Genomic DNA, 23,488 nt, shown 5'->3' with positions numbered 1-23,488 from the left:
TTCGGCTAATCCGCCCTACGCGATGACACCCTTCATCGCATCCCAGAACAGATCCTGTCCGTTCGCGACATTGGCCGTCCAGTGCTCGTGGGCGAAATCATTCGCGTCATCGGTGATGAACTTGAACGCGCGCCAGGGAATGTCGTGACGCAGCGCCACCTGCGCGATGGCGAACAGCTCCATGTCGACCACGTCGACCTTGTTCGCGATCAGCCACGGATCGGTGGCGGTGACGAAACTGTCGCCGGTGCCGCAGATGAAGCCGGCGCGGCCCGACGACAGGCGGTCGAGCTCCGGCGAATAGGGCGTGCGGCCGCGCGGCGCCAGAGGCTCGGCATTCATGTCGCGCTGGATCACGTCGCTGATCTCGACGAGACCGTTGAGGCTCGTATTGAGCTTGCCGGCGGTGCCGTAATTGACGATCAGCTCCGGCTTTTCGGCGACGATCGCGGCAAGCGTCGCGATGGTGGTGTTGATCTTGCCGACGCCGGTGAAGACGACGCGAAACCCTTTTGGCGCACGTTCGACATCCAGTTCGCTGTCGAGGGCGGTGAGCACCAGAATGCCATCACTCATGAGAATATCCGCTCATGCGAAATACCGATCCAGCACACGGCGATAGATCTGCGTCAGTTGCTCGAGATCGGCGACCTTCGTGTGCTCGTCGATCTGGTGCATGGTCTGGCCGACCAGACCGAACTCGATCACCGGACAGTAATTCTTGATGAAGCGCGCATCGGACGTGCCGCCGCCGGTGTTGAGATCGGGCGTGCGGCCGGTGATCTCCTTGATGGCGGCGACCACCGTATCGGTGAATGTGCCGGGCTGCGTGACGAAGCTATCCGAATTGCTCGGCTCCCACACCACATGCGCCTTGATGCGATTGCCGGCAGCCGCTGCGACGCGGGCGTCGACCAGGGCGCGCAGGCTCTCCTGCGTGTGATGATCGTTGAAGCGGATGTTGAACTTCGCCGTCGCCTGCGCCGGGATGACGTTGGTCGCCTTGTTGCCGACATCCACCGAGGTGAATTCGAGATTGGACGGCTGGAACCGGGCGTTGCCGTTGTCCAAGGGATCATTGCTCAGCGCCACGATCAGCGCGGCGATGTCCGGCACCGGATTGGAGGCGCGATGCGGATAGGCGACATGGCCCTGCACGCCGTCGACCATCAGCGTGCCCGACTGCGAGCCGCGGCGGCCGATCTTGATGGTGTCGCCCATCGCCTCGACATTCGAGGGCTCGCCGACGATGCAGTGGTCGAACTTTTCGCCGCGCTCGGTCGCCCATTGCAGCAGTTTGATGGTGCCGTTGACGGCAACGCCTTCTTCGTCACCGGTGATGAGGAAGGAGATCGAGCCTTTGGGCTGGCCGCCATTGGCCGCGAGATAATCCAGCGTCGCGGCGACGGCGGCGGCGATGCCGCCCTTCATATCGACAGCGCCGCGGCCATAGAGCCGCCCGTCCTTCACCTCGCCGGCAAAGGCGCCGTGCGACCATGCGGCTTCATCGCCGGGCGGCACCACGTCGGTGTGGCCGGCGAAACAGAGATGCGGAGCTCCTGTGCCGATGCGCGCATAAAGGTTCTCGACGTCGGCCGTGCCGTCCTCGCTGAACGTCACGCGATGGACAGTGAAATCCGCGGCACCCAGCAGGCGTTCGAGCACACCGAGCGCGCCTGCATCCGTCGGGGTCACCGACGGGCAGCGGATCAGGTCCTGGGCGATGGCGACGACGTCGGTCACGGGCTCAGTCCCGCAGCAACTCGTTGATGCTGGTCTTGGAGCGGGTGCGTTCGTCGACGCGCTTGACGATCACGGCGCAGGCGGTGGAGGGGCCGATCTCGCCATTCTGCATTGGCTTGCCCGGCAGGTTGCCCGGGACCAGCACGGCATATTCCGGCACTTCGCCGACGAACACTTCGCCGGTGGCGCGATCGACGATCTTGGTCGAGGCGCCGAGGAAGACGCCCATGGCCAGCACGGCGCCCTTGCGGACGATCACGCCTTCGGCGACTTCCGAGCGGGCGCCGATGAAGCAGTCGTCTTCGATGATGACAGGGCCGGCCTGCAGCGGCTCCAGCACGCCGCCGATGCCGACGCCGCCGGAGATGTGCACGCGCTTGCCGATCTGGGCGCAGGAGCCGACGGTGGCCCAGGTGTCAACCATGGAACTCTCATCGACGTAAGCGCCGAGATTGACGAAGGACGGCATCAGCACGACGTTCTTGGCGATGAAGGCCGACTTGCGGACGATGGCGCCCGGCACGGCACGGAAGCCGGCGTCGCGGAAACGGTTGTCGCCCCAGCCTTCGAACTTCGACGGCACCTTGTCCCACCACGGCGCACCGCCGGGGCCGCCGGAAATGGTGGTCATGTCGTTGAGGCGGAACGACAGCAGGACCGCTTTCTTCAGCCACTGATTGACGGTCCACTTGCCGTCATCGCCGCGGCTGGCGACGCGGACTTCGCCCTTGTCGAGCAGGTCGAGCGCGGTATCGACGGCATCGCGGACTTCGCCCTTGGTTGCGGCATTGACATTGTCGCGCGCATCGAACGCGGCATTGATGGTGGATTCGAGGGCGGTCAGCGACATCGCGGGATCCTTGGGCAGATAGCGGAGAATATGCGGATTTGCGGAGAGTCCACAGGGTGTTTCGGGAGCTTTGTCGGGATTTGAGGGGGAGGTCAAGAAGAGAGCCGGTCACTCTACCTGTCATCACCCGCCTTGCGCGCAACCGCGCGCCAGGAGCGGGTGATCCAGTATGCGGCGGCGGTCCGGCACTGCTGGCGGTGTTTACTGGGTCACCCGGTCAAGCCGGGTGACGACAGGAAGGAGCTCACCGCGCTCCGTTCATCCTCACCAGAAACCCCGTCAGGTCATCCGTGACGTGGTCCACATGGCTGTCTTCCCGACCTTCCAGTTCCCAATCCTCGCGGACGACTTCCTTGGCGCCGTCGGGCACCACCAGCACGGTGGTCATACCGAGGCTGTGGGGGACGACGAGGTTGCGCGACAGATCCTCGAACATCGCCGCCCTGGTCGGATCGACGCCGTGGTCGCGGAGGAACTTGTCATAGGTGCGCTGCGCCGGCTTCGGCTCCAGTTCGGCGGCGATGATGTCGAAGATCGCCTCGAACTGGTCGGCGAAGCCGAGCCGTGCCAGCACGGCGCCGGCATGGGCGACGGAGCCATTGGTCAGGATCAGCTTGCGGCCGGGCAGCCTTGCGATCGCTGCGCCCATGGCCGGGTTCGGCTCCAGCGGCGAATGGTCGATCTCGTGCACATAGCTGAGGAAGTCGTCGGCGCTGATCCTGTGCTCGGTCATCATGCCGCGCATCGTGGTGCCGTAGCGCTTGTAATAGTCCTTCTGGATGCGGAAGGCTTCGTCCGGCGGGACGTTCAGGAACTTCGATACGAAGTCGCGGATACGGCCATCGACCTGCTGCCACAGATTGACGTGATGCGGATACAGCGTGTTGTCGAGATCGAAGACCCAGGTCTCGATATGATCGAAGGCGCGCGGCGATTTGGTCATTCGTTATTCTCGTTCAGAAGCATCGAATTGAAACTGTGTCCGGACGCGCCGCAGCGTTCTTCACGCTGCTGCGCAGAGCCGGGACCGTCGCGAACTCCGGCGTTTGGTGCGGTCCCGGCTCTGCGAAGCGGCATTTCGAGCCGCATCGCGTCCGGGACACAAGAAAATTTTACGGCATCGCAAATCTGAGCGTCTTGCCGCCGCCGGTCATGTCGACGGTGGCATAGCCGGAGGCGGTGAGGCCGCGGGCGGCGCAGTCGATGTGTTCGCGGATCTCGAATTTGCTCTCGCGCGTACACAGCGTGCGCGAGCCGCCCCAGTTCAGCGGCTTGTCGGCGATGCGGATGGCACGGCCGGTGTCATCGACGGCTTCGGCAAAAGAAAGGATCTGCCTCGGCTGTCCGGTGACATCGGGGCGCAGGCATTTGCCGGGCTCGATGCGATACCAGCCGCGCGCGATCACGTTCCTGCCGTCGTCGGTCGCGACCGAGGCCATCACCTTGTAGGAGGTGTCGTTGCACCAGGTGAGCCCATTTGCGGACGGCGCCTGTACGCCGGCAACCATGGCTTCGAAGAAATTCGGCGCGTTTACGATGTCGTCGGTGAGACCGCGGCTCTTGAGGAACGCAGCGAGGCCACTTCGTGTCTTGGGACCATCGACGCCGTCGATGGGCGAGGTGTCGTAGCCGGCGATCAGCAGCAGGCGCTGGATCGCCGCCAGCTTGGCCTGCTCGTCGTCATACTCGCTGTCCTCGGCGAGATAAGCGACCGTGGTTCCGTCTTCTGTCTGCGACGGCTGGATGGTGGTGAAAGGCGCAAGCGTCTGTCCGGCACGGCACTGGCGCGCGGCGGCGATGACGAAGTTGTCGGATGCTATGCAAAGATTGTCGCTGCCACTCTGCGCGGGCGCCGCGCCGTAGAGCGGCAGCACCCGGGCATGCAGCAGCAGGCGATCGGCGCTGATGGTGCCCTGGGCGACGACCCTGCACTGGGCGGGGTCGATGCGAAACCAGCCGCGGGTGGCGGTGGCGCTCTTGTCATCGATGCCGATGGCGACATCGACGACATAGCTCATGCGATTGCAGAGCTTGAGGTCGGCATGGGCCGATGTGGTGAAGGCAGGAAAAAACAGGAGGCACAGCACTCCGCTCCTCATGGTGAGGAGGCGCTTCTTCAGCGCCGTCTCGAACCATGAGCCGATGGAGCTCCGGTCCATCCTTCGAGATGCCGCTGCGCGGCTCCTCAGGATGAGGGGCAGAGATTTCTTCGCTTTGCCCCTCATGGTGAGGAGGCGCTTCTCCAGCGCCGTCTCGAGCCATGAGTCGACGGAGCTCTTGGCCATCCTTCGAGACGCCGCTGCGCGGCTCCTCAGGATGAGGGGCGGAGATTTCTTCACTCCGCCCCTCATGGTGAGGAGGCGCTTCTCCAGCGCCGTCTCGAACCATGAGTCGACGGAGCTCTTGGCGATCCTTCGAGACGCCGCTGCGCGGCTCCTCAGGATGAGGGGCAGAGATTTCTTCACTCCGCTCCTCATGGTGAGGAGGCGCTTCTTCAGCGCCGTCTCGAACCATGAGCCGATGGAGCTCCGGGCCATCCTTCGAGACGCGCGCAAGAGCGCGCTCCTCAGGATGAGGGGCGGAGTCAGGGCAGCGCGTGTGTCTGCCCCGTTCATCACTTGTGGATCAGCGTGCCCGTGCCCTGATTGGTGAAGAGTTCGAGCAGCACCGCATGGGGAGTTTTGCCGTCGATGATGACGACGCCTTCGACACCCTGTTCGAGCGAGTAGATGCAGGTCTCGACCTTCGGGATCATGCCGCCGGAAATGGTGCCGTCGGCGATCAGCTTGCGGGCATCCTTGATCGACAGTTCCGGAATCAGCTTCTTCGACTTGTCGAGCACGCCTGGCACGTCGGTGAGCAGCAACAGGCGCTTGGCTTTCAAAGCGCCGGCGACAGCGCCGGCAAAGGTGTCGGCATTGACGTTATAGGTCTTGCCGTCCTTCGAGGCCGCGAGCGGCGCCAGCACCGGGATGAGCTCATAGCCGATCAGTTGATTGAGCAGCGTCAGATCGACCTTTTCGGGCTCGCCGACAAAGCCGAGATCCACCACCTTTTCGATGTTGGAATCGGGATCGACCATGGTGCGCGTCGCCTTCGAGGCGGTGACCATGTTGCCGTCCTTGCCGCAGAGGCCGACGGCCTTGCCGCCGGCCTCGTTGATATAGCTGACGATCTGCTTGTTGATGGAGCCCGCCAGCACCATCTCGACGATCTCGATGGTGGCGGCGTCGGTGATGCGCAGCCCGGCGGCGAATTCCGACTTGATGCCGAGACGCGTCAGCATCTGCGCGATCTGCGGGCCGCCGCCATGCACGACCACCGGATTGATGGCTGTCTGTTCGAGCAGCACGATGTCGCGGGCGAAGGCGCGGGCGGTATCCTCGGCGCCCATGGCATGGCCGCCATATTTGATGACGATGGTTTCCTCGTCATATTGCTGCATGTGCGGCAGCGCTTCGGAGAGGATGTGGGCCTTTTCGAGAGCACTGATGATGGGCGCGTCGGTCATGAAGCGGATCTCACATTGGGCAGGCTGCGGCGCGTTCTAGCCGATTGGCGGGAGGGCGCAAAGAGCGTTACGCGCGCCTCGGCCATGCCGCGGATACCGCCAGCGCGATCCAGCTGACGATCAGCAGCGTACCACCCGTCGGTGCAGCCATGGGAAACAGGCCATGGCCGACAAACTGTCGCAGGGCGAGATCGCCGGCGAATAGCGACGTCGCGATGACGAAGCCGCATGTGGCGGCGAGGCCAATCTGCAGATGCACGACGCCGCGCTCGACCAGCGCGATGGCGCCGAGGACGGCGGCCGCGTGAAACAGCAGCATCGAGGACGCGGAAGCAAGGCGCGACGCATCGGGCTGGTGCGCGGAGGCGGCGGCGAGCATCACGCCAAGAGCGCCCATCACCCCAGCGCAGGTGACCAGGGTACGGAAGAATGCAATCCGGGACATCAGTTGCGTTCGTTCAGCAGGCGCATCATGGCGGCGCGCAGTTCGGCCATGCCGCCGCCGTCGCGCGAGGATGTCACCAGGATTTCGGGGAAGGCGGCGGGATGCGTGCGCAGCGCGGCCTGGGTTTCCTCCTTCACCTTTTCCAGTTCTGACTTCTTCACTTGATCGGCCTTGGTGAGCACGACCTGGTAGCTGACGGCAGAGCGGTCGAGGGATTTCAGCACGTCGAGGTCGACGTCCTTGAGGCCGTGGCGGCTGTCGATGAGGACATAGACGCGCGCCAGCGTCGCGCGGCCCTGCAGGAAGGAATAGATCAGCTTGGTCCAGGACGCGATCTTGGCTTTCGGCGCGGAGGCGTAGCCATAGCCCGGCATGTCCACGAGACGGAAATCGCCGTTCTTCGGGCCTTCGAAGAAGATCAGCTCCTGGGTGCGGCCCGGCGTATGCGAGGTGCGCGCCAGCGCGTTGCGGCCGGTGAGCGCGTTGATGAGGCTGGACTTGCCCACATTGGAGCGGCCGGCGAAGGCAACTTCCATCCCGGCCATGGGCGGCAGGGTTTCGAGCGAGGGGGAAGCCCAGATGAACTTCCACTCGCCCGCGAACATCAGGCGTCCCTGCTCGATCAGCTCCGCATCGGGTTCGGTGGTCATGCGAAGGTGCTTTCTGTTCAACCCGGCCCCCTCATGGTGAGGAGGCGCGAAGCGCCGTCTCAAACCATGAGTCCCAGGGTGCCCGCCCTCGTCCTTCGAGACGCGGCCCAAGCGGGCCGCTCCTCAGGATGAGGGCTACGTTGGTTAGGTTTTACGCTCCGCCCTCATGGTGAGGAGGCGCCGCAGGCGCCGTCTTGAACCATGAATGCGGGGCTACGTCAGCTCTTCTTCTCGGCGGGCTTCTTGCTGAAGGTCGCCTTGATGTTGTCGAATAGCTCCACCTTCACGCCGTTCTTGTTCATGATGTAGGCCTGTTGCAGCACCGAGAGCAGGTTGTTCCAGGCCCAGTAGATCACGAGACCGGCCGGGAATCCCGCAAGCATGAAGGTGAAGATCAGCGGCATCCAGTCGAAGATCATCTTCTGCGTCGGGTCCGGCGGCGTCGGATTCAGCTTCATCTGGAACCACATCGTGATGCCCATGATGATCGGCCAGATGCCGAGCGCGAGGTAGTGGCCGAGGACCGGGATCGTGGTCGGGTCGAACGGGATCAGGCCGAACAGGTTGAACAGGTTGGTCGGATCGTGCGCCGAGAGGTCCTTGATCCAGCCGAAGAACGGAGCGTGGCGCATTTCGATGGTGACGAACAGAACCTTGTAGAGCGAGAAGAACACCGGGATTTGCAGCAGGACGGGAAGACAGCCGGCGACCGGATTGATCTTCTCCTTCTTGTAAATCTCCATCATCTCCTGCTGCTGCTTCATCCGGTCGTCCGGATAGCGCTCCTTGAGCGACTGCAGCTGCGGCTGGATCGCCTTCATCTTCGCCATTGAGGCGTAGGATTTGTTGGCGAGCGGGAAGAAGATGATCTTCACCAGCACCGTCACCAGCAGAATGGCGACGCCGAAATTGCCGAACAGGTGGAAGAACCAGTCGAGTGCCAGGAACATCGGCTTGGTGATGAAGTAGAACCAGCCCCAGTCGATCAGGAGATCGAAATGATTGAGGCCGAGCGACTGGTTGTAGCCGCCGAGCCCGACCGCGAGCGGGAAATTGATGCCGACGGTGGCGGCTTCCTTGGCGCCGGCGAACAGGCGGGCATTGGCCGTGGTGGTGCCGCCCGGCGCGACTGTCTGTGCGTCCTGCAGATAGTCGGTCTGATAGGTGCGAACGGTGCCGGCCATGTTCGACGAGAAGCGCGCCTGCAGCTTCGCAGTGGTGTCGGGCAGCAGCGCCGACGCCCAGTATTTGTCGGTGATGCCGAGCCAGCCATTGGTGACGTTGAAGTTCACCGCCTTGGCTTCTTCGATCTTCTTGTAGCCGTATTCCTGCAGGCCCTGGTCGCCGAGATAACCGACGATGCCTTCATGCAGGATGTAGTAGCCTTCGACATGCGGCGTGCCGTGGCGCGAGATCAGCGCGAACGGATACAGCGTCACCGGATTGCTGCCGGAATTGGCGACATCGTCCTTGATCGAGAACAGATAGCGATCGTCGATCGCGATGGTGCGGGTGAAGGTGAGGCCTTCGCCGTTATTGTACTTCAGGACCACCGGAGACGACGGGGTGAGGGCGTTCGAACCTTCCTGCGTCCATTCGGTATTGGCATCGGGCAGCTTGGCGGTGGTGCCGGAAGCGCCGACCCAGCCGAACTCGGCGTAATAAGGCGCGGCAGTGCCCGAGGGGGAGAACAGCGTGATCGGCGGCGAGGTCGGGTCCACCGTCATGCGGAAATTGGTGAGCGCGATGTCGTCGAGGCGCGCGCCCTTCAGCGAAATCGAGCCGGCGAGGCGCGGGGTATCGATCTTGACGCGCTTGGTGGCCGAAATGGCGGTGTCACGGCTGACCGGCGCGTTGGACGGGGCGGCATTGGCGGGCGCGCCCGGCGTCGGGGCCGCGCCGGGCTGCGGGGTGTTGCTGCCGGCCGCGGGTTGCGCAGGATTGGCGAGCTGGGCTTGGGTAGCCTGCTGCGCCTTCTGCTTTTCCATCTGCGGGATGTTGTAGAAATATTGCCAGCCAAGGAGCACCAGGCCGGACAGAACGACGGCTATGATGGTGTTGCGATTATCGGTCATCGTTCAGGTCTCGTCATCCGAATGCATGTGCGGCGGCAGGTGGCCGGTTGCGCGCTGCTTGTGGCAGGCCGGAGGCCTCAGGTCACGTCGTTTTTGAAGATTGCCGGTCGAGGCGGTGCAGCGCCGAGCGGAGATCGTCGAGCATGGTGGCAAAATCGCGCGTCAGCGCGGTGCGACGGCCGACTAGCACATAATCGCTGTGGGCGCGCATAGACAATGGATCGACGCGCTTCACCAGTTCGCGAAGCCGGCGCTTGATCCGGTTTCGCTCGGGGGCGGTTCCATTCTTCTTGGTAACGGTAAACCCGACCCTGACAGGGCCGGCATCGTCACGGTGCCGCCGTTGCAGTACAAAGGCGGGGGCGTTCACACGCGACGAAGCGGCGGCAGCGAGGAAGTCCGCCCGCTGCCTGAGCCGCTCCATGAGGATGTCTCGGAAGGTGATCCGATCAGGCGCTGAGGCGCTTGCGGCCACGGGCGCGGCGCGCAGCGAGAACCTTGCGGCCGCCAACGGTGGCGAGACGGGCGCGGAAGCCGTGACGGCGCTTACGCACCAGTTTCGAGGGTTGATAAGTGCGCTTCACGGGTCGTACTCCGATGACCGGGCAACAAATCGCCAAGCTGGCAATCGATCACCAATTGAATGAGATGTGCCCTAAGATGTTGACTTCGCGAGCCGTTTCCGGCTGCAAGCGCGTTCGGCCCCATAGGAGCCGCCCCGGCCATGGCCGGACCATCGCGGACAGTTGGCGCGGCTTATAAGCGAGCGTCCTGTTTTCGTCAATCTTGCCCGGTAATAACTTGCGGGATCGCCTGATAAATCAACGGCAATCGGCGCCGGAAAAAGATACCTCCGGCTCCGACGAGCCGATCGGGACAGGGGCTTATCACATGATTTGTAATTCGTTCGCTCGGCGGACAGGCGCCGGAGCCAGTGTTACGATTCGTAACGAATCGTCGTTGGACCCGTATCTTGAGATCGTTCAACGTCCCGTCAGCGAGATCTGAGGCTCATTGCGTGGCATCGGCGGATGAAAGGCCCATCGAACCTCTGCTCCGGCTCGGCCCGCTGCGCAAGCTCGGCCTGTCCGGCAAGCTGCTGCTGCTGACCATTCCGCTGGTCCTGTTGGCTCAGATCCTGATTTACGTCCCCTCGATCGCCAATTTTCGCATCAACCGCCTCAATGACCGGCTGGCGGCTGCCAACACCGCTGCGCTGGTGCTGGATGCCGCGCCGCTCGGCATGGTTCCGGAGTCGCTGTCGCGGCAGATTCTCAGCAGCATCGGCGCCCGCGCCGTCGCCATCAAATGGGGGCAGCAGCGCCGTCTGCTCGCCAGCGCCGATCTGCCGTCGCAGATCGATCATGACGTGGACATGCGCGCGATGACCGTGTGGTCGGCCATCGTCGATGCGTTTCAGCTGATGTTCGAGACCGGCAACCAGACCATGCGCATCATCGGCCCAGCGCCGGGTGGAGCGCAGTTCATCGAGGTGGTGGTGGACGAATTGCCGCTGCGACAGGCGATGTACCGCTTCTCCAGCAACCTGCTGTGGGTGTCGCTGGGATTGGCCATCCTCTCCGCGGGCCTGGTCTATCTCGCTCTGCATTATCTGTTCGTGCGCCCGATGCGACGCCTCACGGCGAATATGGTTGCCTTCCACGAAAATCCGGAAAGTCCGGCGCGTATCATTGTGCCCAGCTCGCGTGCCGACGAGATCGGCGTCGCCGAACGCGAATTCTCCGACATGCAGCGCGATCTCGTCTCGATGCTGCATCAGAAGAGCCGTCTCGCCGCACTCGGCCTCGCGGTTTCGAAGATCAATCATGATCTGCGCAATCTGCTGGCGTCATCGCAGCTGCTTTCGGACCAGCTCGCCAGCGTGCCCGATCCGCGCGTGCAGCGCTTTGCGCCGAAGCTGATGCGTTCGCTGGAGCGTGCCATCGCCTTCTGCCAGTCCACCCTGTCTTATGGCCGCGCCCAGGAAGCCCCGCCCGATCGACGCATGATCGCGGTCGAGCAGGTGGTCAGCGACGTGCGGGAATCCGCCGGCCTCGCCACCGATGATGCCATCGGCTGGATCAACGCCATCGAGCGCGGCCTGATGATCGATGCCGATCCGGACCAGCTGTTTCGCATCCTGCTCAATCTGGTCCGGAATGCCGCCCAGGCGCTGGAAGGCCAGCCCGACAACGACGCAGCGCCGCGCCAGATTCGCATTACCGGCCGCCGTGAGGGGGCCGTGACGATTCTCGAAGTCTCCGATACCGGCCCCGGTGTGCCGCAAAGGGCGAAGGACCATCTGTTCGAGGCGTTTCAGGGCTCGTCCCGTCCCGGTGGCAGCGGGCTGGGTCTCGCGATTGCAGCGGAGCTGGTGCGCGCCCATGACGGCGATATCGCGCTGGTGGAGGGCACCATCGGCGCGACGTTCCGGATCACCTTGCCGGACCGGCCGGTGGAACTGCTCAGTATCCGCGGCGAACGGGCCCGGGCCTGAGCGGCCGGGAGGGTGGTGTGTCACGCGAGTGAAATATCCGCTTGCGGGCGCTTGCCAAGCTGCCGCCAACCCGTTAGGGATGGCGCGCTTTCGCAAACATCGCTTTCCGAAACGCATCCGACACCGGTGGTCTTTTATAGATCCCACGTCGCGGCACGCGCCCGTAGCTCAGCTGGATAGAGCACCAGACTACGAATCTGGGGGTCAGAGGTTCGAATCCTTTCGGGCGCGCCATTCAAATTGCTGAAATTGCAGGGTTTTTCGTTCTGGTGCGATTTCGCGTTGGGCGACAATATCGCCGATCTTGCGCGCTTATACCAAGTTGATACCAACTGACGTTGCGAAGGCGACCGAGCAAACTTGGTGCTGGTGCACTGCTCGTAGTCTCAGTTCGATCAACGACGTTGTGGTGATGCTCCGAGTGTGAAGATGGCGCACTCGCATTGCCAAGCCAGTTGAATGTCTCTGGGGTCATGAGGCATGCGCGAGTCTGACGCGGAGAGCCGGTGTACAGCGGATTTACCGCCTCGACTTTGGCAAGAGACGTTAGAAATCCTTACATAAGCAGCCCAATGAGGAGACGCAGCGTGAAGTCAGACTTTGCGGTGTTAAATACCGACCGGGTCAACAGAAAGAACATCAGATTTCCTGCCGCTGTCCTGATGCGCGCAGAAGAAGAACATGTACGTGAAGCTTGGCTATCCCGAGCGCCGCTCGGAACGCCCGCGCACATGCAACACGATATGCACCGAGTCATCGGATGGAGCCAAAATCTCGGACATTACATCGACGGCGAGATGGTTCGCGTCTTGGGGCGCATTGATTATCCCGAGAACGACGCGGATCGCGATCAATTGCAAACGATGGTTGCGTGTCACAGGCGTCGCGTCAACGATGCTCAAACCCGTTCGTTTCGAGACGAACTCTCGACAAAGATCGGACTTCTAAACGATCCGGATTTGACGTTCATCCGCATGGAGGCCGTGTTCGCGCGAAGAGAAGGCCTGGCCGCCAATCTCTATCCAGAGTTTTTTGCACCGGGCGCTGATCTGGTCGATAAAGACGGCCTTGTTGATTATCAGGAGCTTCTATCGCGGACCGTCGAGCTTTTGCCGGGCGTTTTCCACGATAAGAACCGTGACTTGGTCTTGGTCGCGCATCGTTTCTTCCGGCGACGGCTGTCCCATTTGAACTCTCTCAATATCGATTTCCTCAGCCGCTTCGCGGAAGTAGCCAAGGCAACTCCTGGTATACGAGCCCGAATTAGGCTCGACCCTGATCTACTTGGCCATTCCGCCTCTGTGAGGAGTCTCATTGAGCTCGAGTATTGGCGTGGCCCGAAATATAATGATGACATCAGCAAGATCCCTAACGGGGTTGCTGAACATAAGGCAGACGATCATACACGCCGCTTTGAAGGCGTAGATCGAACCCAAATTTGGTGGAAAGCCCCCGAAACGCGCATCGTGGATGGCGTGCCGACTAATTACCGCACGTTTGAGGTAGAAGAACTCATCGAAGACCCATCGCCTGGGCTCGCGGACGGTCGGTACGGATGTCGGTATGCGCACGCTGAGTATTCGGATAGCGCGAGCGCCATCACCCACTTTGATGGCGCAATCCGCGCTTATAGCGGTGAGAAATACTTATCGCGAATTGATTTGGCCATCGATCATGCCGGAAAGCACTCCGAATACACGAAGCTATTTCGATTTGACGGTCGGGTGTCGGTCCCGCAATGGAAACGGCTCTTGAGCGACCATTATCGGGGCAACAATCTCATACCTGAGTATCTTGGGACACCAGCAGAACCTCAGAGCCCGAGAGGCGCGACCCAATTAGCTGATCTTGAACAGGCTGCTGAGCCGCCACTAGCCGTCCTTATTTCTTTGGGGCCGGGGCGTATCGCTGATGGGACGATGCTCTATCAGGAACATACTCTTCGGATAGGGGATCACCTTGTTCCATTCGTGGAAGTGGGCGTGGGTGCCGTAGCCCAGCACTTCAATGGGAAACATGACGACCAGATATGCCCTATCGGTTATCGGGATGGCATCCTCAACCTGTCTCGTTTGGGAATCGCTGGCTCTGACAAGACATCCGACCGATTTGCGGATCAGGTCGGGCGTCTTGCTGACGCCCTCGAAGTGGACATAGAAGGCGGTCAGACCCGACAGGTCGCTATACCTATCATGTGGGACAGCGACGACATCGTGGTGACCCTTACGCTTGCGGGACAAGCCGCTCCGGTATTGGCGTTGTTGAGGCAGTTGCCATGTTTGATTGATTTGAACGAGATGCCGTCCGAATGGATAGAGGCAGTGGCTCGCACTGTAACCGAGATAGCGCCAGTCAAAAACGCAGCTGTCATGTGGAAGGGAGTTGATCGAGGTGTTCTCGAAATTAGACGCGGTGATGAGGTCGAGGTCCAGTTTCCCGCAGTATCGCCATTCACCAATGCGTTCATGGCAAGCGGCCTGTTAGGTGCCGCTGACCAGTTCAGTGGAGCACCTTCCGAATAAACTCGATCATGCCGGTGAAGGACTGAGACAGGCACGCGAATTCGACGCGGCATTTGCTTTTATCGATACTAGTGGCGAAGATGGTGATCGCGATCAGGGACGGGAGGCACTGATGGGCACGACTACCGACTCATCACACAGGCCTCAAAGTGAAGGTGTCTCACCGGATCATGCAGCATCGGGCGATGCTCTCGAAATCACGCCCAGCCGGGTATCCGAGATTGTCGTGTCATACCTTTCGACGAACTTCAGGAATTTATCGCGGTCATAGATGCCTTCTCGACTCCGCACCATGGAACGCGGGCCGGTGCCACGAGCTTTTGGACTGTGGTCGAGCGGTCCCGATGCCGTTCCGGAAGGCGCAGCCGTTTGATCGACGGCCGCGATCAGGTGCGCGCCAACGGCGCGCCATTCAAGCTTGTGATTATCCTTGGGAAATTTTGCGTCCGCCACATCGCTTACTTGGGTTCGATATCGCCCCTTGCACCGTAGATTCGGCGAGCATGCTCCTCCATCATCTTGCGCTGCTTGGCTTCCCACTCTCGTTCTTCTGCAAGTCCTTCTTCCGAGACGCCGCGCTGCATGCATTCGTCCCGACTCTCCTCCTCGGCACTTAACAATTCGCACCCGCAGTCTTCGCCGGGACACTGGCCGCGTTTGGCGCCGCTCGGCGACGTCCGCGTGGCGATGACACTGCTTACGACCCTGTTCGTGCTATCTGGCCTCTATACCGTCTACAATTATGTCAGCCTTGCCTTCGAGCGTGCCACCGGTGGTGATGGGTCGCTTCTGGCAGCCCTGATCTCGATGTGGGGAATTGCCGCGATAGCCGGCAATCTGGCCACGGGCGTCCTGACGGACAGGTTCGGAAGCCGTAGGATCATCAATGCCGCCGCGGCGATCGCTGCGTTGGATTTTGCCCTCATGCCGGTGACGAGCGGGACCTTTATCGGCGCGAGTGTCACGCTCATCATCTGGGGTTTCGCCGGTTGGGGCGTTCTGGTTCCTCAGCAGCATCGCCTCATTGGCATCGCACCCGTCAAGGCGCCCCTCCTGATCGCCTTGAACGCAGCCGCGATCTATATCGGCGTCTCGGCCTCCGGTGCACTCGGCGCAGCCGTCCTCCAAGTGCTTGATCCGCGCTTTCTGGGTTTGATTGGAGCTGTTCTGATCTTTGCCGGCCTTTTGACCGCAGAAGTCGCCCATCGGCTCATAGAGCGCGGTTCCGTGTCCGCTGTGCCGGCCGCGGCAACGGACAGTTCGCGCGTTTCCTAATCCCAAGGAATTCAGGCCTTAACGGAGGATCTACGATGACGGCCAAGCTTTATTTCGAGGACTTTGCCGATGGCCAACGATTTGAAGCGGGGCCGTTCCATATGGAAGCCGATGCGATCATGCGCTTTGCTGCCGAATTCGATCCGCAACCGTTCCATCTTGAACCGGATGCAGCCAGAACGTCATTCTTCGGCGGGCTTGCGGCAAGCGGCTGGCATACCGCCGCTGCCACGATGCGCCTGCTGGTGGATGGCGGGCTCCCGATCATCGGCGGCGTTATCGGCGCCGGCGGAGAAGAAATCCGCTGGCCGCGTCCCGTACGCCCAGGCGATATCTTGCGCATCGAGACAGAGGTGTTGGAGGTGAGGCCATTACGATCGAATCCCCGCGTTTGGTCTGCTTAAAGTACGTCTGCGCACCTTCAATCAGCACAACGAAGAAGTGCAAGTCGCGGTCGCCAACATCCTTGCCCCGAGGCGAAATGCTCCAGAGTAAACGTAGTTTCCATCACCGCCCGCGCCGGCGGGCTATTTTATAATATAATCAAACGCTTGGATTTGATGCCGTTGCTCTGTTGTGGCCGGAGGGCACGGCGTTCGCTAAGACGAGGCCTTTGCCACAGCATTTGAAGCGATCGCACATTCTCCCACGGGTCAAAGTTTGAGCGCGGCGCTCTGTCTGTGAGCGGCGCAGTCGTGCACGGATAACCGTTGCTGTGGCTGCGGGCGTCGGAGATGCGAGCAGAGGTTTTCGGTTCGCTCGCGGTGCGCGGTAGACGTTCTTCTTGCCGGGCTGTTAGGTGTCCGGACGCGCCCATTTCGACCGCATGTCAGGCCTGCTTATGCGAAATTCCATCAGCCCGCGACGACGAATCTCGCTGATAGGTATTCGCCTCGACCGCGCCTCGCCGGTGGCATTGCCGCAGCAGATTGCTGCGCAGATGCGCGATGGCATCCTGCGCGGGACGCTGCCGGCCGGTACTCAGTTTCTCGGTTCGCGGGAAATTGCGCGAGAACTCGGTTGCTCGCGCATGGTGGTGCTCAGTGCCTGGGATATCCTTTACGCCGAGGGCTATCTGGAATCGACGCCGCGCGGTGGTGTGTCGGTCGCCACGGTTCATCGGAATGCGGAAGTGCCCGCAACCGTATTGGCCGATGCCTCGCGTATTGCGGGTCCGATCTCGCAGCGCTGGCAGTCGCTGATCGACTTCACCTATGACACCAACTGGGAATCCGATTTCAGCCCCGGGGCGCCCGACATTTCGACCTTCCCCTTCGGAGAATGGGCGCGACTTCTGCGCCAGACGTCGCAGCAGCCCGACAAGCAGGAATGCCTCGATCTGTCCGCAGCCGGCCTTCCGGAATTGCGGCGTGAGATTGCGGATTTTCTCGGCGCGGTGCGCGGCCTGGTCTGCACGCCCGGGCAGATTGTCGTTACGTCGGGGACATCGAGCGCGCTGGATTTGTGCAGCCGCTTGATCCTCGACCACGGGGACGAGGTGTGGGTGGAGGAGCCCGGCTTCGTCGAGGCGCAATGGTCGCTGACGGCAGCGGGGGCGAAGCTCGTGCCGGTGCCGGTGGATGGCAAGGGACTCTGCGTGACAGAAGGCATCCGGCGCGCGCCGCATGCAAAGCTGATCGTGGTGACGCCGTCGCATCAATATCCGCTTGGTGTCAGCATGGGACTGGAACGGCGGCTCGAACTGCTCGACTGGGCCAATCGCAACGATGTCTGGATTATCGAGGACGACTATAATTCCGAATTCCGGCATCAGGACAGCATGATTGCCTCGCTGAAGTCGCTCGATCGGGAGCAGCGGGTGATCTATCTCGGCACTTTTTCCAAGGTTATGATGCCGAGCTTGCGTCTCGGCTATATCGTCGCGTCCGAACGCTTCGTTGAGATCTTCACCAGAGGGCGCGCGCGCATCGACGTTCACAGCTCCGGCGTGGGTCAGCGTGCACTGGCCGAATTCATGCGCCAGGGCCATCTGCTGCGCCATCTTCGCCGGATGCGGAAGATCTATGCGGAGCGGCAACAAGCGCTGATGACGGCCATCACGACCTATTTGCCGGATGACCTCACGGTCGCGCCGTGTGCCACCGGGCTGCATCTGGTCGCGCTGTTTACCGATCGGCTGCAGGCTCGGATGAGCGATACCGAAGCGGCGCGTTTGCTGAAAGCGGCGGGATTGCATGTGCAACCGCTGTCGCAGAACCATCTGGAGCGGCCGATCTATTCCGGTCTCGTGCTAGGCTATGGCCGCCTCAAGACGGAAGATGCGCCGCGTCTGATTGCAAAAATGGCGAGAATTCTCGACGCAGCAAAAAAATAATCGGGCCTGTCCGTTGAGTCGTCGCGGCTCGGTGAGATCGCCTGCGAATTGATCAATTTCCGGTCATTGCCGCTTTCGCGTGGCCTCGTTGCGATGCCAGCGCCGCATCAATCCTGCATCAGCTGCAGCATATTTCGTATCAGCGCCTGACATCAGGCTGTGCTGCATTCGCTTGCAGCACCTGCGCGACAACCCGGCACGCGGACGTTTCGTTTGCGCTTTATCGTGTCATCCGGCGATCTGGCCCAGTCCTTTCTGACAAGTCTGGCTCTATCCGGATGCGCTTTACGCGTCGAAATTTGCAGAACGTTGTTCGACAGGGGACAGTGGCAGATGGTGGTGGATCGCGGGCGTTTGTTGGGACTGATGGGCAGCGCGCTCCTGCTGGCGATGGCATCGATATCGGCGCAGGCACAGACGCGGGCGGAAACGCTGCGCCAGGTGACGGGCAACAATATCCCGACCCTCGATCCCACCACGCCGGGTGCGACCCGCGAGGCCTTCGGCGTCTCCACCAGCATCTATGATCGTCTCGTCGCCTTCGATCGCAAGCGCGACGACAACGGCGTCTGGGTGTTCGACCGCAGCAAGATCCGGGGCGAACTGGCCGAGAGCTACGAGATCAGCCCGGACGGCCTCAAGATCACTTTCAAGCTCCGGGACGCCAAGTGGCATGACGGCACGCCGGTTACCGCGGATGACGTGAAGTGGTCGCTTGATCGCGCCGTCACCGCAAAATCCATTGCGGCAGGCCAGATGGGCACGGGCTCGCTGACCAAGGCGGAGCAGTTCGCCGTGCTGGATGCCAGGACGGTGATTGTGACGCTACCGAAGGCCGATCGTCTCGCACTGGCCAATCTCGCGACGCCGCTGGCGCCAATCTTCAACAGCAAGCTCGCCAAGCAGCACGCGACCGCGGAAGATCCCTGGGCGCAGGAATGGCTGAAGACCAACACGGCCGCAGGCGGCGCCTACACCGTCGAAATATTCAAGCCCGGCGAGCAGATTGTCCTGCGCCGGAACGAAAACTGGAAGAATGGCCCAGGCGGCCAGTTGCCCTACTTCAAGCGCGTGATCGAGCAGACCATTGCCGATCCCGCCACCCGCGCCAATCTGATCGAGAAGGGCGATGCAGATATCGCCATCGATCTGCAGGCCAGCGATGTGCCGGCGCTGCAGCAGCGTGGCAAGGTGAAGGTGGAATCGACGCCGCAGACCAACGGCTTCACCATGATTGCCTTCAACACGCAGATGGCGCCATTCGACAATCTGAAGGTTCGTCAGGCCATCGTCGCTGCACTGCCCTATGACGACATGTTCAAGGCGGCGATCTTCAAGCGTGGCTTCCCGCTGTTCGGCGCATCATGGACCACGCCGCCCACCGGTGAATTCCCGCAGGCGATGCCGGTCAAGACCGACATGGCAAAAGCCAAGGCGTTGCTCGCCGAGGCCGGCTTCGCCAATGGCTTCAAGACGACCTTCAGCATCAATGTAGGCTCGGCCGCGATCACCGAGCCGATGGCCGCACTATTGAAGGAGTCCCTCGCCAAGCTGAACATCGATGTCGATGTGCAGAAGCTGCCGGACTCGCAGATGTCCACGCAGGTTACCGAGAAGAAGCTGCCTTTCTTCACCGAAGGTTCCACCGCTTGGCTGCCGACCACGGATTACTTTTTCCGTAATTTCTTCACAGGCAATCAGCGCTGGAACTACAGCTCCTGGAACAATGAGCTGATCGTCAAACTGGCCAATGCGGCCCGCTTCGAGCAGGATCAGGCGAAATACGAGTCGATTGGCAAGGAGATGATCGCCGAATACGTCAAGGAGGCGCCGATGGCGCTGCTCTGGCAGGCCAATCAGGACGCGGTAATGATCCCGCAGCTCGACGGCTACACCTACTGGTTCCATCGTCAGGTCGATTTCCGCGATCTGCGCCGCAAGTAAACCCGAGCGACAGCCGGCGGTGCCATCCATCGCCGGCCCTGAGACAGCGAGACCTGAGCTTTTGACCAACGTCTGGGAAATCGGAGCCGATATCGGCGGCACTTTCACCGATATCATCGCCATTCGCCGCGATACGGCGGAAGTGCGTATCGCGAAAGTGCCGTCGCGGCCGCTGGCGCCGGTGCAGGCCATGCTGGAAGCCATCGAAGCCGTGGGCCTGCAAAAAAGCGAAGTGAAGCGCTTCATTCACGGCACCACCCGCATCACCAATGCCATTGTCGAGGAGCGGCTGCCGAAGGTGGCGCTGATCGCCACACGCGGCTTCGAGGACGTGCTGGATATCTCGCGCTATCGCCGCCGCGATCTGTATCGCCTCGACGTGGCGCCGAAGCCGAAAGCGATTGTGCCGCGCGAATTGTGCTTTGCGCTGGATGAGCGCCTCGACCACGAAGGACATGTGCTGGCGCCTTTGAGCGCGGCTGAAATCGATCGGCTGATCGTCTGGCTGAAAGCCGCCAACGTCCAGAGCGTCGCGGTATCACTGCTCCACGCTTATGCCAATCCCGTGCACGAACAGATGCTGGGCGAGCGGCTGAAGGAATTCGTGCCGCATGTCTCGCTGTCGCATGAGATTAATCCCGAAGCGCGCGAATATGAGCGCACCTCGTCCACGGTGTTCAATGCCGCGGCCATGCCCATCGCCGTCGAATATCTCAGCGAGCTGGAAGAGCGCCTGCCGATTGGCTCCGGTCTGCAGGTGTTTCACTCCGCCGGCGCGATGATCCCCATCGCCGCGGTGAAGCGCCGGCCGCTGGTGATGGCCATGTCCGGCCCCGCTGCAGGCGTCGCCGCTTCGGTCAGCATCGCGCGTCAGCTCAAGAAGCCGCGCGTTCTCACCTTCGATATGGGCGGTACGACCACGGATGTCTGCCTGATCGTCGATGGCCACGCGGAAATGACCGACGGCAAGCTGCTCGGTGATCGCCCGCTGCGCCAACCGATGCTCGCGGTGCATTCCATCGGTGCCGGCGGCGGCTCGATCGTCAAGCTGGGTTCCGGCGGCCTCAGCGTCGGGCCGGAGAGCGCGGGCTCCGAGCCCGGTCCTGCCTGTTACAGCCGCGGCGGTACGCGTCCGACCATCACCGACGCTAATGCCCTGCTTGGCTATCTCAATCCCGAGACCAAGTTAGGCGAACGCATCGGTATCGATCTCGCCGCGGCCGCAAGTGTCGTCACGCCGATCGCGGACGGCCTCGGCCTCGGTCTCAGGGAAACCGCGCTCGGCATTATTCGTGTCGCCAATGCGACCATGGCGCGCGCCCTGCGCCGCGTCACGGTCGAGCGTGGCATCGATGGGCGCGACTGTACGCTGCTCGCCTTTGGCGGTGGCGGACCGATGCATGCGGCGGGTCTTGCTGATCTCTACGGGATCACCGAGATCGTGGTGCCGGCAGCCTCCAGCGCCTTCTCGGCGCTGGGCTGCCTTACCGCAGACTTCAGCTTCCTGCAGCAACAGACGCTGCGCGTCGCGCTCGACGGCATCGATCTCGCCAGGACCGGCGAGCGGATTGACGCCATGGTTGATCTCGCACAGGAGCCGCTGCTCGCGAATGGCATCGCTCGCGATACGATCGAAATCGATCTGGTCGCGCTGATGCGTTACGCCGCGCAGGCCGACGCGATCCCAGTACCGTTCACGCGTCCGCTCGATCCGGCTTTGTTGCGTCAGGCATTCCTTGCCAAGCACCGTGAACTCTATGGCTATGCCACCGAGGAAAGCTGCGTGATCGAATCTGTGCGCGTGCAAGCGCGTCAACCATCGACCACCACGGTCGGGCGCCCGGGCACCGTGGCGCATTCGTCTGCGCCTGTCGCGCGTAACTGTTCGTTCGACGGCGCGCTTGATGTGATGACCGACATCATCGACCGCAGCAGCATGACGGATACCATCAAAGGCCCGGCGATCATCGAGGACACGTGGTCCACAGTTGTGGTGCCGCCAGGCTGGCAGGCTACGCCCGATAGCAGCGGCAATCTCTATCTTACGAAGGTGGCGTGATGACGCTGGATCCGTTTGCTGTCGAAGTGATCCGCCACGGCCTTTCCGCCGCCGCGGAGGAAATGAGCCTGGTGATGACGCGCTCGGCGCGCTCGCCTTTGCTGCGCGAGGCCGGCGACCTGTCATCGGCGATTACCGATGCGCAGGGCGAACTGGTCGGGCAGGGGCGAGATATTCCGGTCCATCTCGGCGCCATGGCTTATACGGTGCGCGAATTGCTGAAGGTTGTGCCAGCTTCAACGCTGAAGCAAGGCGATGTGCTGATCTACAATCTCGGTGCGCTCGGCGGCAATCACCTCAATGACGTCAAGGTCGTGCGTCCGGTGTTCTTCGAAGGCGACATCGTCGCCTTCGCGGTTAGCCTCGCGCATTGGCCGGATATCGGCGGCACATGGCCTGGCAGCTATCTCGCCAAGGCCATCGATACCTTCCAGGAAGCGCTGCGCATTCCGCCGATCCGGGTGGCGACTGCCGATGGTGTGAGTGACGCTGTGGTCCAGTTCCTGAAAGTGAATGTCCGCGATCCCGAAGCCTGCGAGGGCGACCTGCTCGGCCAGATCGCCTGCACGCTGACCGGCGAGAAACGCATCGTCGAGCTGTGCACGCGGCACGGCAAGGACATGTTTGTCGCCACTTTGTCGCGGCTGCACGATCTCTCCGAAGCGGAAATGCGCGAAGCGATCCTCGCGCTGCCGGATGGCACCTATGAGGGCGAGGATTTTCTTGATGACGGCGGCCCCAATGATGAGCCGGCACGTGTTCATGTAAAAATCGTCATCAAGGGCGACGAGGCGACTTTCGATCTGTCCGGCAGTTGTGATCGCGTCTCCAATTTCTGCAACACGACATCCTTCATCGCCCGCTCCGCAGTGGCCTATTCCGCCCGCATCATGAGCGGACGTGACATGCAGCAGAGTGGCGGCGCGCTGCGCCCGCTTACCATCATCACCCGCGAAGGATCGATCTTCGAACCAGGCCTCACGGCGCCGGTCGCAGCCGGGAATCATGAAACCTCGTTGCGCATCGTCGATGCGATCTTCCTGGCCATGAAGGATGTGATCCCCGAGCGCTTGTCCGCTGGGGGCGCGACGACATCGGGCATGCTGTCCTTTGCTGAGCCGCGCGCCGATGGCTCGTGGAAGATGCTTTACGAAGTCCATGCGGGCGGCGAGGGCGCGCGGCACGACCGCAATGGCTGCTCCGCCACACGCGTGCATCTCACCAACACGTCGAACACGCCGGCCGAGGTGATCGAAGCAAATTACAACATCCGCGTCGAGAGGCAGGCCATCCGCTGGGGCTCCGGCGGTGGCGGTAAATATCATGGCGGTGACGGTGTCGTGCGCAGCTATCGCGTGCTCGCGCCGAGCATGCATCTGACAAGCTGCGTCGAGCGCAAGCTGATCCCGCCCTTTGGCTTGAGCGGAGGCGAACCCGGCAAAGGCGGTCGCCTGACGTTGCTGCGCGATGGCGTCACGACCGAACTCGACGGCAAGCTCAATCTGGTCCTGCAAAAGGATGATGTCGTCACCGTCGAGATGTGCGGTGGCGGCGGTTTTGGCACGGCGGTCTGAGGAGAGAA

The 23,488-nt window shown here is 62.0% G+C and carries 21 protein-coding genes, 1 tRNA gene and 1 pseudogene; 10 read left to right on the top strand and 13 right to left on the bottom strand.

Annotated elements, in window-relative coordinates; genetic code table 11:
- Positions 1 to 15: 15 nt before the first annotated feature.
- The 5 genes from E0H22_RS23140 to E0H22_RS23120 form a co-directional block, all read right to left on the bottom strand.
- Positions 16 to 576, bottom strand: a complete 561-nt coding sequence (locus E0H22_RS23140; protein WP_233023291.1) for a phosphorylase family protein — start codon at positions 574 to 576, stop codon at positions 16 to 18.
- Between the two features lie 12 nt (positions 577 to 588).
- Complete coding sequence (gene dapE, locus E0H22_RS23135) at positions 589 to 1,743, bottom strand: succinyl-diaminopimelate desuccinylase (protein ID WP_233023290.1); 1,155 nt, start codon at positions 1,741 to 1,743, stop codon at positions 589 to 591.
- 4 nt (positions 1,744 to 1,747) lie between these two features.
- On the bottom strand, positions 1,748 to 2,593 hold the full coding sequence (dapD, locus tag E0H22_RS23130; protein ID WP_233023289.1) for a 2,3,4,5-tetrahydropyridine-2,6-dicarboxylate N-succinyltransferase: 846 nt from the start codon (positions 2,591 to 2,593) through the stop codon (positions 1,748 to 1,750).
- Between the two features lie 244 nt (positions 2,594 to 2,837).
- Positions 2,838 to 3,536 carry a pyrimidine 5'-nucleotidase gene (locus E0H22_RS23125; RefSeq protein WP_233023288.1) on the bottom strand — a complete coding sequence of 233 codons (699 nt, stop codon included), beginning with the start codon at positions 3,534 to 3,536 and terminating at the stop codon, positions 2,838 to 2,840.
- A 169-nt stretch (positions 3,537 to 3,705) separates the two neighbouring features.
- The gene (locus E0H22_RS23120) at positions 3,706 to 4,692 is read right to left on the bottom strand and encodes a DUF1036 domain-containing protein (RefSeq protein ID WP_233026509.1); all 987 of its coding nucleotides are present in this window, start codon (positions 4,690 to 4,692) and stop codon (positions 3,706 to 3,708) included.
- Between E0H22_RS23120 and E0H22_RS23115 the strand changes: the two genes are divergently transcribed.
- On the top strand, positions 4,610 to 5,245 hold the full coding sequence (locus E0H22_RS23115; protein WP_233026619.1) for a hypothetical protein: 636 nt from the start codon (positions 4,610 to 4,612) through the stop codon (positions 5,243 to 5,245). The genes E0H22_RS23120 and E0H22_RS23115 overlap by 83 nt on opposite strands.
- On the opposite strand, the gene argB is transcribed toward E0H22_RS23115, so the two are convergent.
- The 6 genes and pseudogenes from argB to rpmH form a co-directional block, all read right to left on the bottom strand.
- Positions 5,208 to 6,104 carry an acetylglutamate kinase gene (gene argB, locus E0H22_RS23110; RefSeq protein ID WP_233023287.1) on the bottom strand — a complete coding sequence of 299 codons (897 nt, stop codon included), beginning with the start codon at positions 6,102 to 6,104 and terminating at the stop codon, positions 5,208 to 5,210. The two genes, E0H22_RS23115 and argB, sit on opposite strands and share 38 nt — an antisense overlap.
- A gap of 67 nt (positions 6,105 to 6,171) precedes the next feature.
- A complete protein-coding gene (locus E0H22_RS23105) occupies positions 6,172 to 6,549 on the bottom strand; it encodes a DUF423 domain-containing protein (RefSeq protein WP_233023286.1) in 378 nt (125 codons plus the stop codon).
- A complete protein-coding gene (gene yihA, locus E0H22_RS23100; protein WP_233023285.1) occupies positions 6,549 to 7,199 on the bottom strand; it encodes a ribosome biogenesis GTP-binding protein YihA/YsxC in 651 nt (216 codons plus the stop codon). The genes E0H22_RS23105 and yihA overlap by 1 nt, the downstream gene beginning before the upstream one ends.
- A gap of 218 nt (positions 7,200 to 7,417) precedes the next feature.
- Positions 7,418 to 9,274: a membrane protein insertase YidC gene (gene yidC, locus E0H22_RS23095; protein ID WP_233023284.1), complete on the bottom strand. Its 1,857-nt coding sequence runs from the start codon at positions 9,272 to 9,274 to the stop codon at positions 7,418 to 7,420.
- A 91-nt stretch (positions 9,275 to 9,365) separates the two neighbouring features.
- Positions 9,366 to 9,698 (bottom strand): annotated as a pseudogene (gene rnpA, locus E0H22_RS23090) (ribonuclease P protein component); the annotation flags it as partial.
- Between the two features lie 25 nt (positions 9,699 to 9,723).
- Positions 9,724 to 9,858 (bottom strand): 50S ribosomal protein L34, encoded by a 135-nt coding sequence (rpmH, locus tag E0H22_RS23085; protein WP_011471298.1) that lies wholly within the window; start codon positions 9,856 to 9,858, stop codon positions 9,724 to 9,726.
- 434 nt (positions 9,859 to 10,292) lie between these two features.
- On the opposite strand from rpmH, the gene E0H22_RS23080 reads away from it, so the two are divergent.
- From E0H22_RS23080 to E0H22_RS23070, 3 genes are all read left to right on the top strand, one after another.
- Positions 10,293 to 11,771, top strand: coding sequence for a sensor histidine kinase (locus tag E0H22_RS23080; protein WP_233023283.1), 1,479 nt, complete (start codon positions 10,293 to 10,295; stop codon positions 11,769 to 11,771).
- 157 nt (positions 11,772 to 11,928) lie between these two features.
- A tRNA-Arg gene (locus E0H22_RS23075) sits at positions 11,929 to 12,005 on the top strand.
- 353 nt (positions 12,006 to 12,358) lie between these two features.
- Positions 12,359 to 14,293, top strand: coding sequence for a hypothetical protein (locus E0H22_RS23070; RefSeq protein WP_233023282.1), 1,935 nt, complete (start codon positions 12,359 to 12,361; stop codon positions 14,291 to 14,293).
- Between the two features lie 168 nt (positions 14,294 to 14,461).
- Here E0H22_RS23070 and E0H22_RS23065 read toward each other — a convergent pair whose 3' ends face one another.
- The gene (locus tag E0H22_RS23065; RefSeq protein ID WP_233023281.1) at positions 14,462 to 14,746 is read right to left on the bottom strand and encodes a hypothetical protein; all 285 of its coding nucleotides are present in this window, start codon (positions 14,744 to 14,746) and stop codon (positions 14,462 to 14,464) included.
- A 5-nt stretch (positions 14,747 to 14,751) separates the two neighbouring features.
- Positions 14,752 to 14,877 (bottom strand): hypothetical protein, encoded by a 126-nt coding sequence (locus E0H22_RS25975; protein ID WP_283818756.1) that lies wholly within the window; start codon positions 14,875 to 14,877, stop codon positions 14,752 to 14,754.
- 103 nt (positions 14,878 to 14,980) lie between these two features.
- On the opposite strand from E0H22_RS25975, the gene E0H22_RS23060 reads away from it, so the two are divergent.
- The 6 genes from E0H22_RS23060 (at position 14,981) to E0H22_RS23035 (ending at position 23,480) form a co-directional block, all read left to right on the top strand.
- Positions 14,981 to 15,568, top strand: coding sequence for an MFS transporter (locus E0H22_RS23060; RefSeq protein WP_347340838.1), 588 nt, complete (start codon positions 14,981 to 14,983; stop codon positions 15,566 to 15,568).
- A gap of 35 nt (positions 15,569 to 15,603) precedes the next feature.
- Positions 15,604 to 15,972 carry a MaoC/PaaZ C-terminal domain-containing protein gene (locus tag E0H22_RS23055; protein WP_347340811.1) on the top strand — a complete coding sequence of 123 codons (369 nt, stop codon included), beginning with the start codon at positions 15,604 to 15,606 and terminating at the stop codon, positions 15,970 to 15,972.
- A gap of 437 nt (positions 15,973 to 16,409) precedes the next feature.
- On the top strand, positions 16,410 to 17,903 hold the full coding sequence (gene pdxR, locus E0H22_RS23050; protein WP_233023279.1) for a MocR-like pyridoxine biosynthesis transcription factor PdxR: 1,494 nt from the start codon (positions 16,410 to 16,412) through the stop codon (positions 17,901 to 17,903).
- A gap of 333 nt (positions 17,904 to 18,236) precedes the next feature.
- Positions 18,237 to 19,847: an ABC transporter substrate-binding protein gene (locus E0H22_RS23045; protein WP_233023278.1), complete on the top strand. Its 1,611-nt coding sequence runs from the start codon at positions 18,237 to 18,239 to the stop codon at positions 19,845 to 19,847.
- A 61-nt stretch (positions 19,848 to 19,908) separates the two neighbouring features.
- Positions 19,909 to 21,906 (top strand): hydantoinase/oxoprolinase family protein, encoded by a 1,998-nt coding sequence (locus E0H22_RS23040; protein WP_233023277.1) that lies wholly within the window; start codon positions 19,909 to 19,911, stop codon positions 21,904 to 21,906.
- A complete protein-coding gene (locus E0H22_RS23035) occupies positions 21,906 to 23,480 on the top strand; it encodes a hydantoinase B/oxoprolinase family protein (RefSeq protein ID WP_233023276.1) in 1,575 nt (524 codons plus the stop codon). Before E0H22_RS23040 ends, E0H22_RS23035 begins: the two co-directional genes overlap by 1 nt.
- The last annotated feature ends 8 nt before the right edge of the window (positions 23,481 to 23,488 follow it).

The sequence above is a fragment of the Rhodopseudomonas boonkerdii genome, from assembly GCF_021184025.1.
GTDB classification, from domain to species: domain Bacteria; phylum Pseudomonadota; class Alphaproteobacteria; order Rhizobiales; family Xanthobacteraceae; genus Tardiphaga; species Tardiphaga boonkerdii.
Note: the sequence above shows the minus strand (reverse complement) of the source record. Positions and strands in the feature narration are given on the sequence as shown.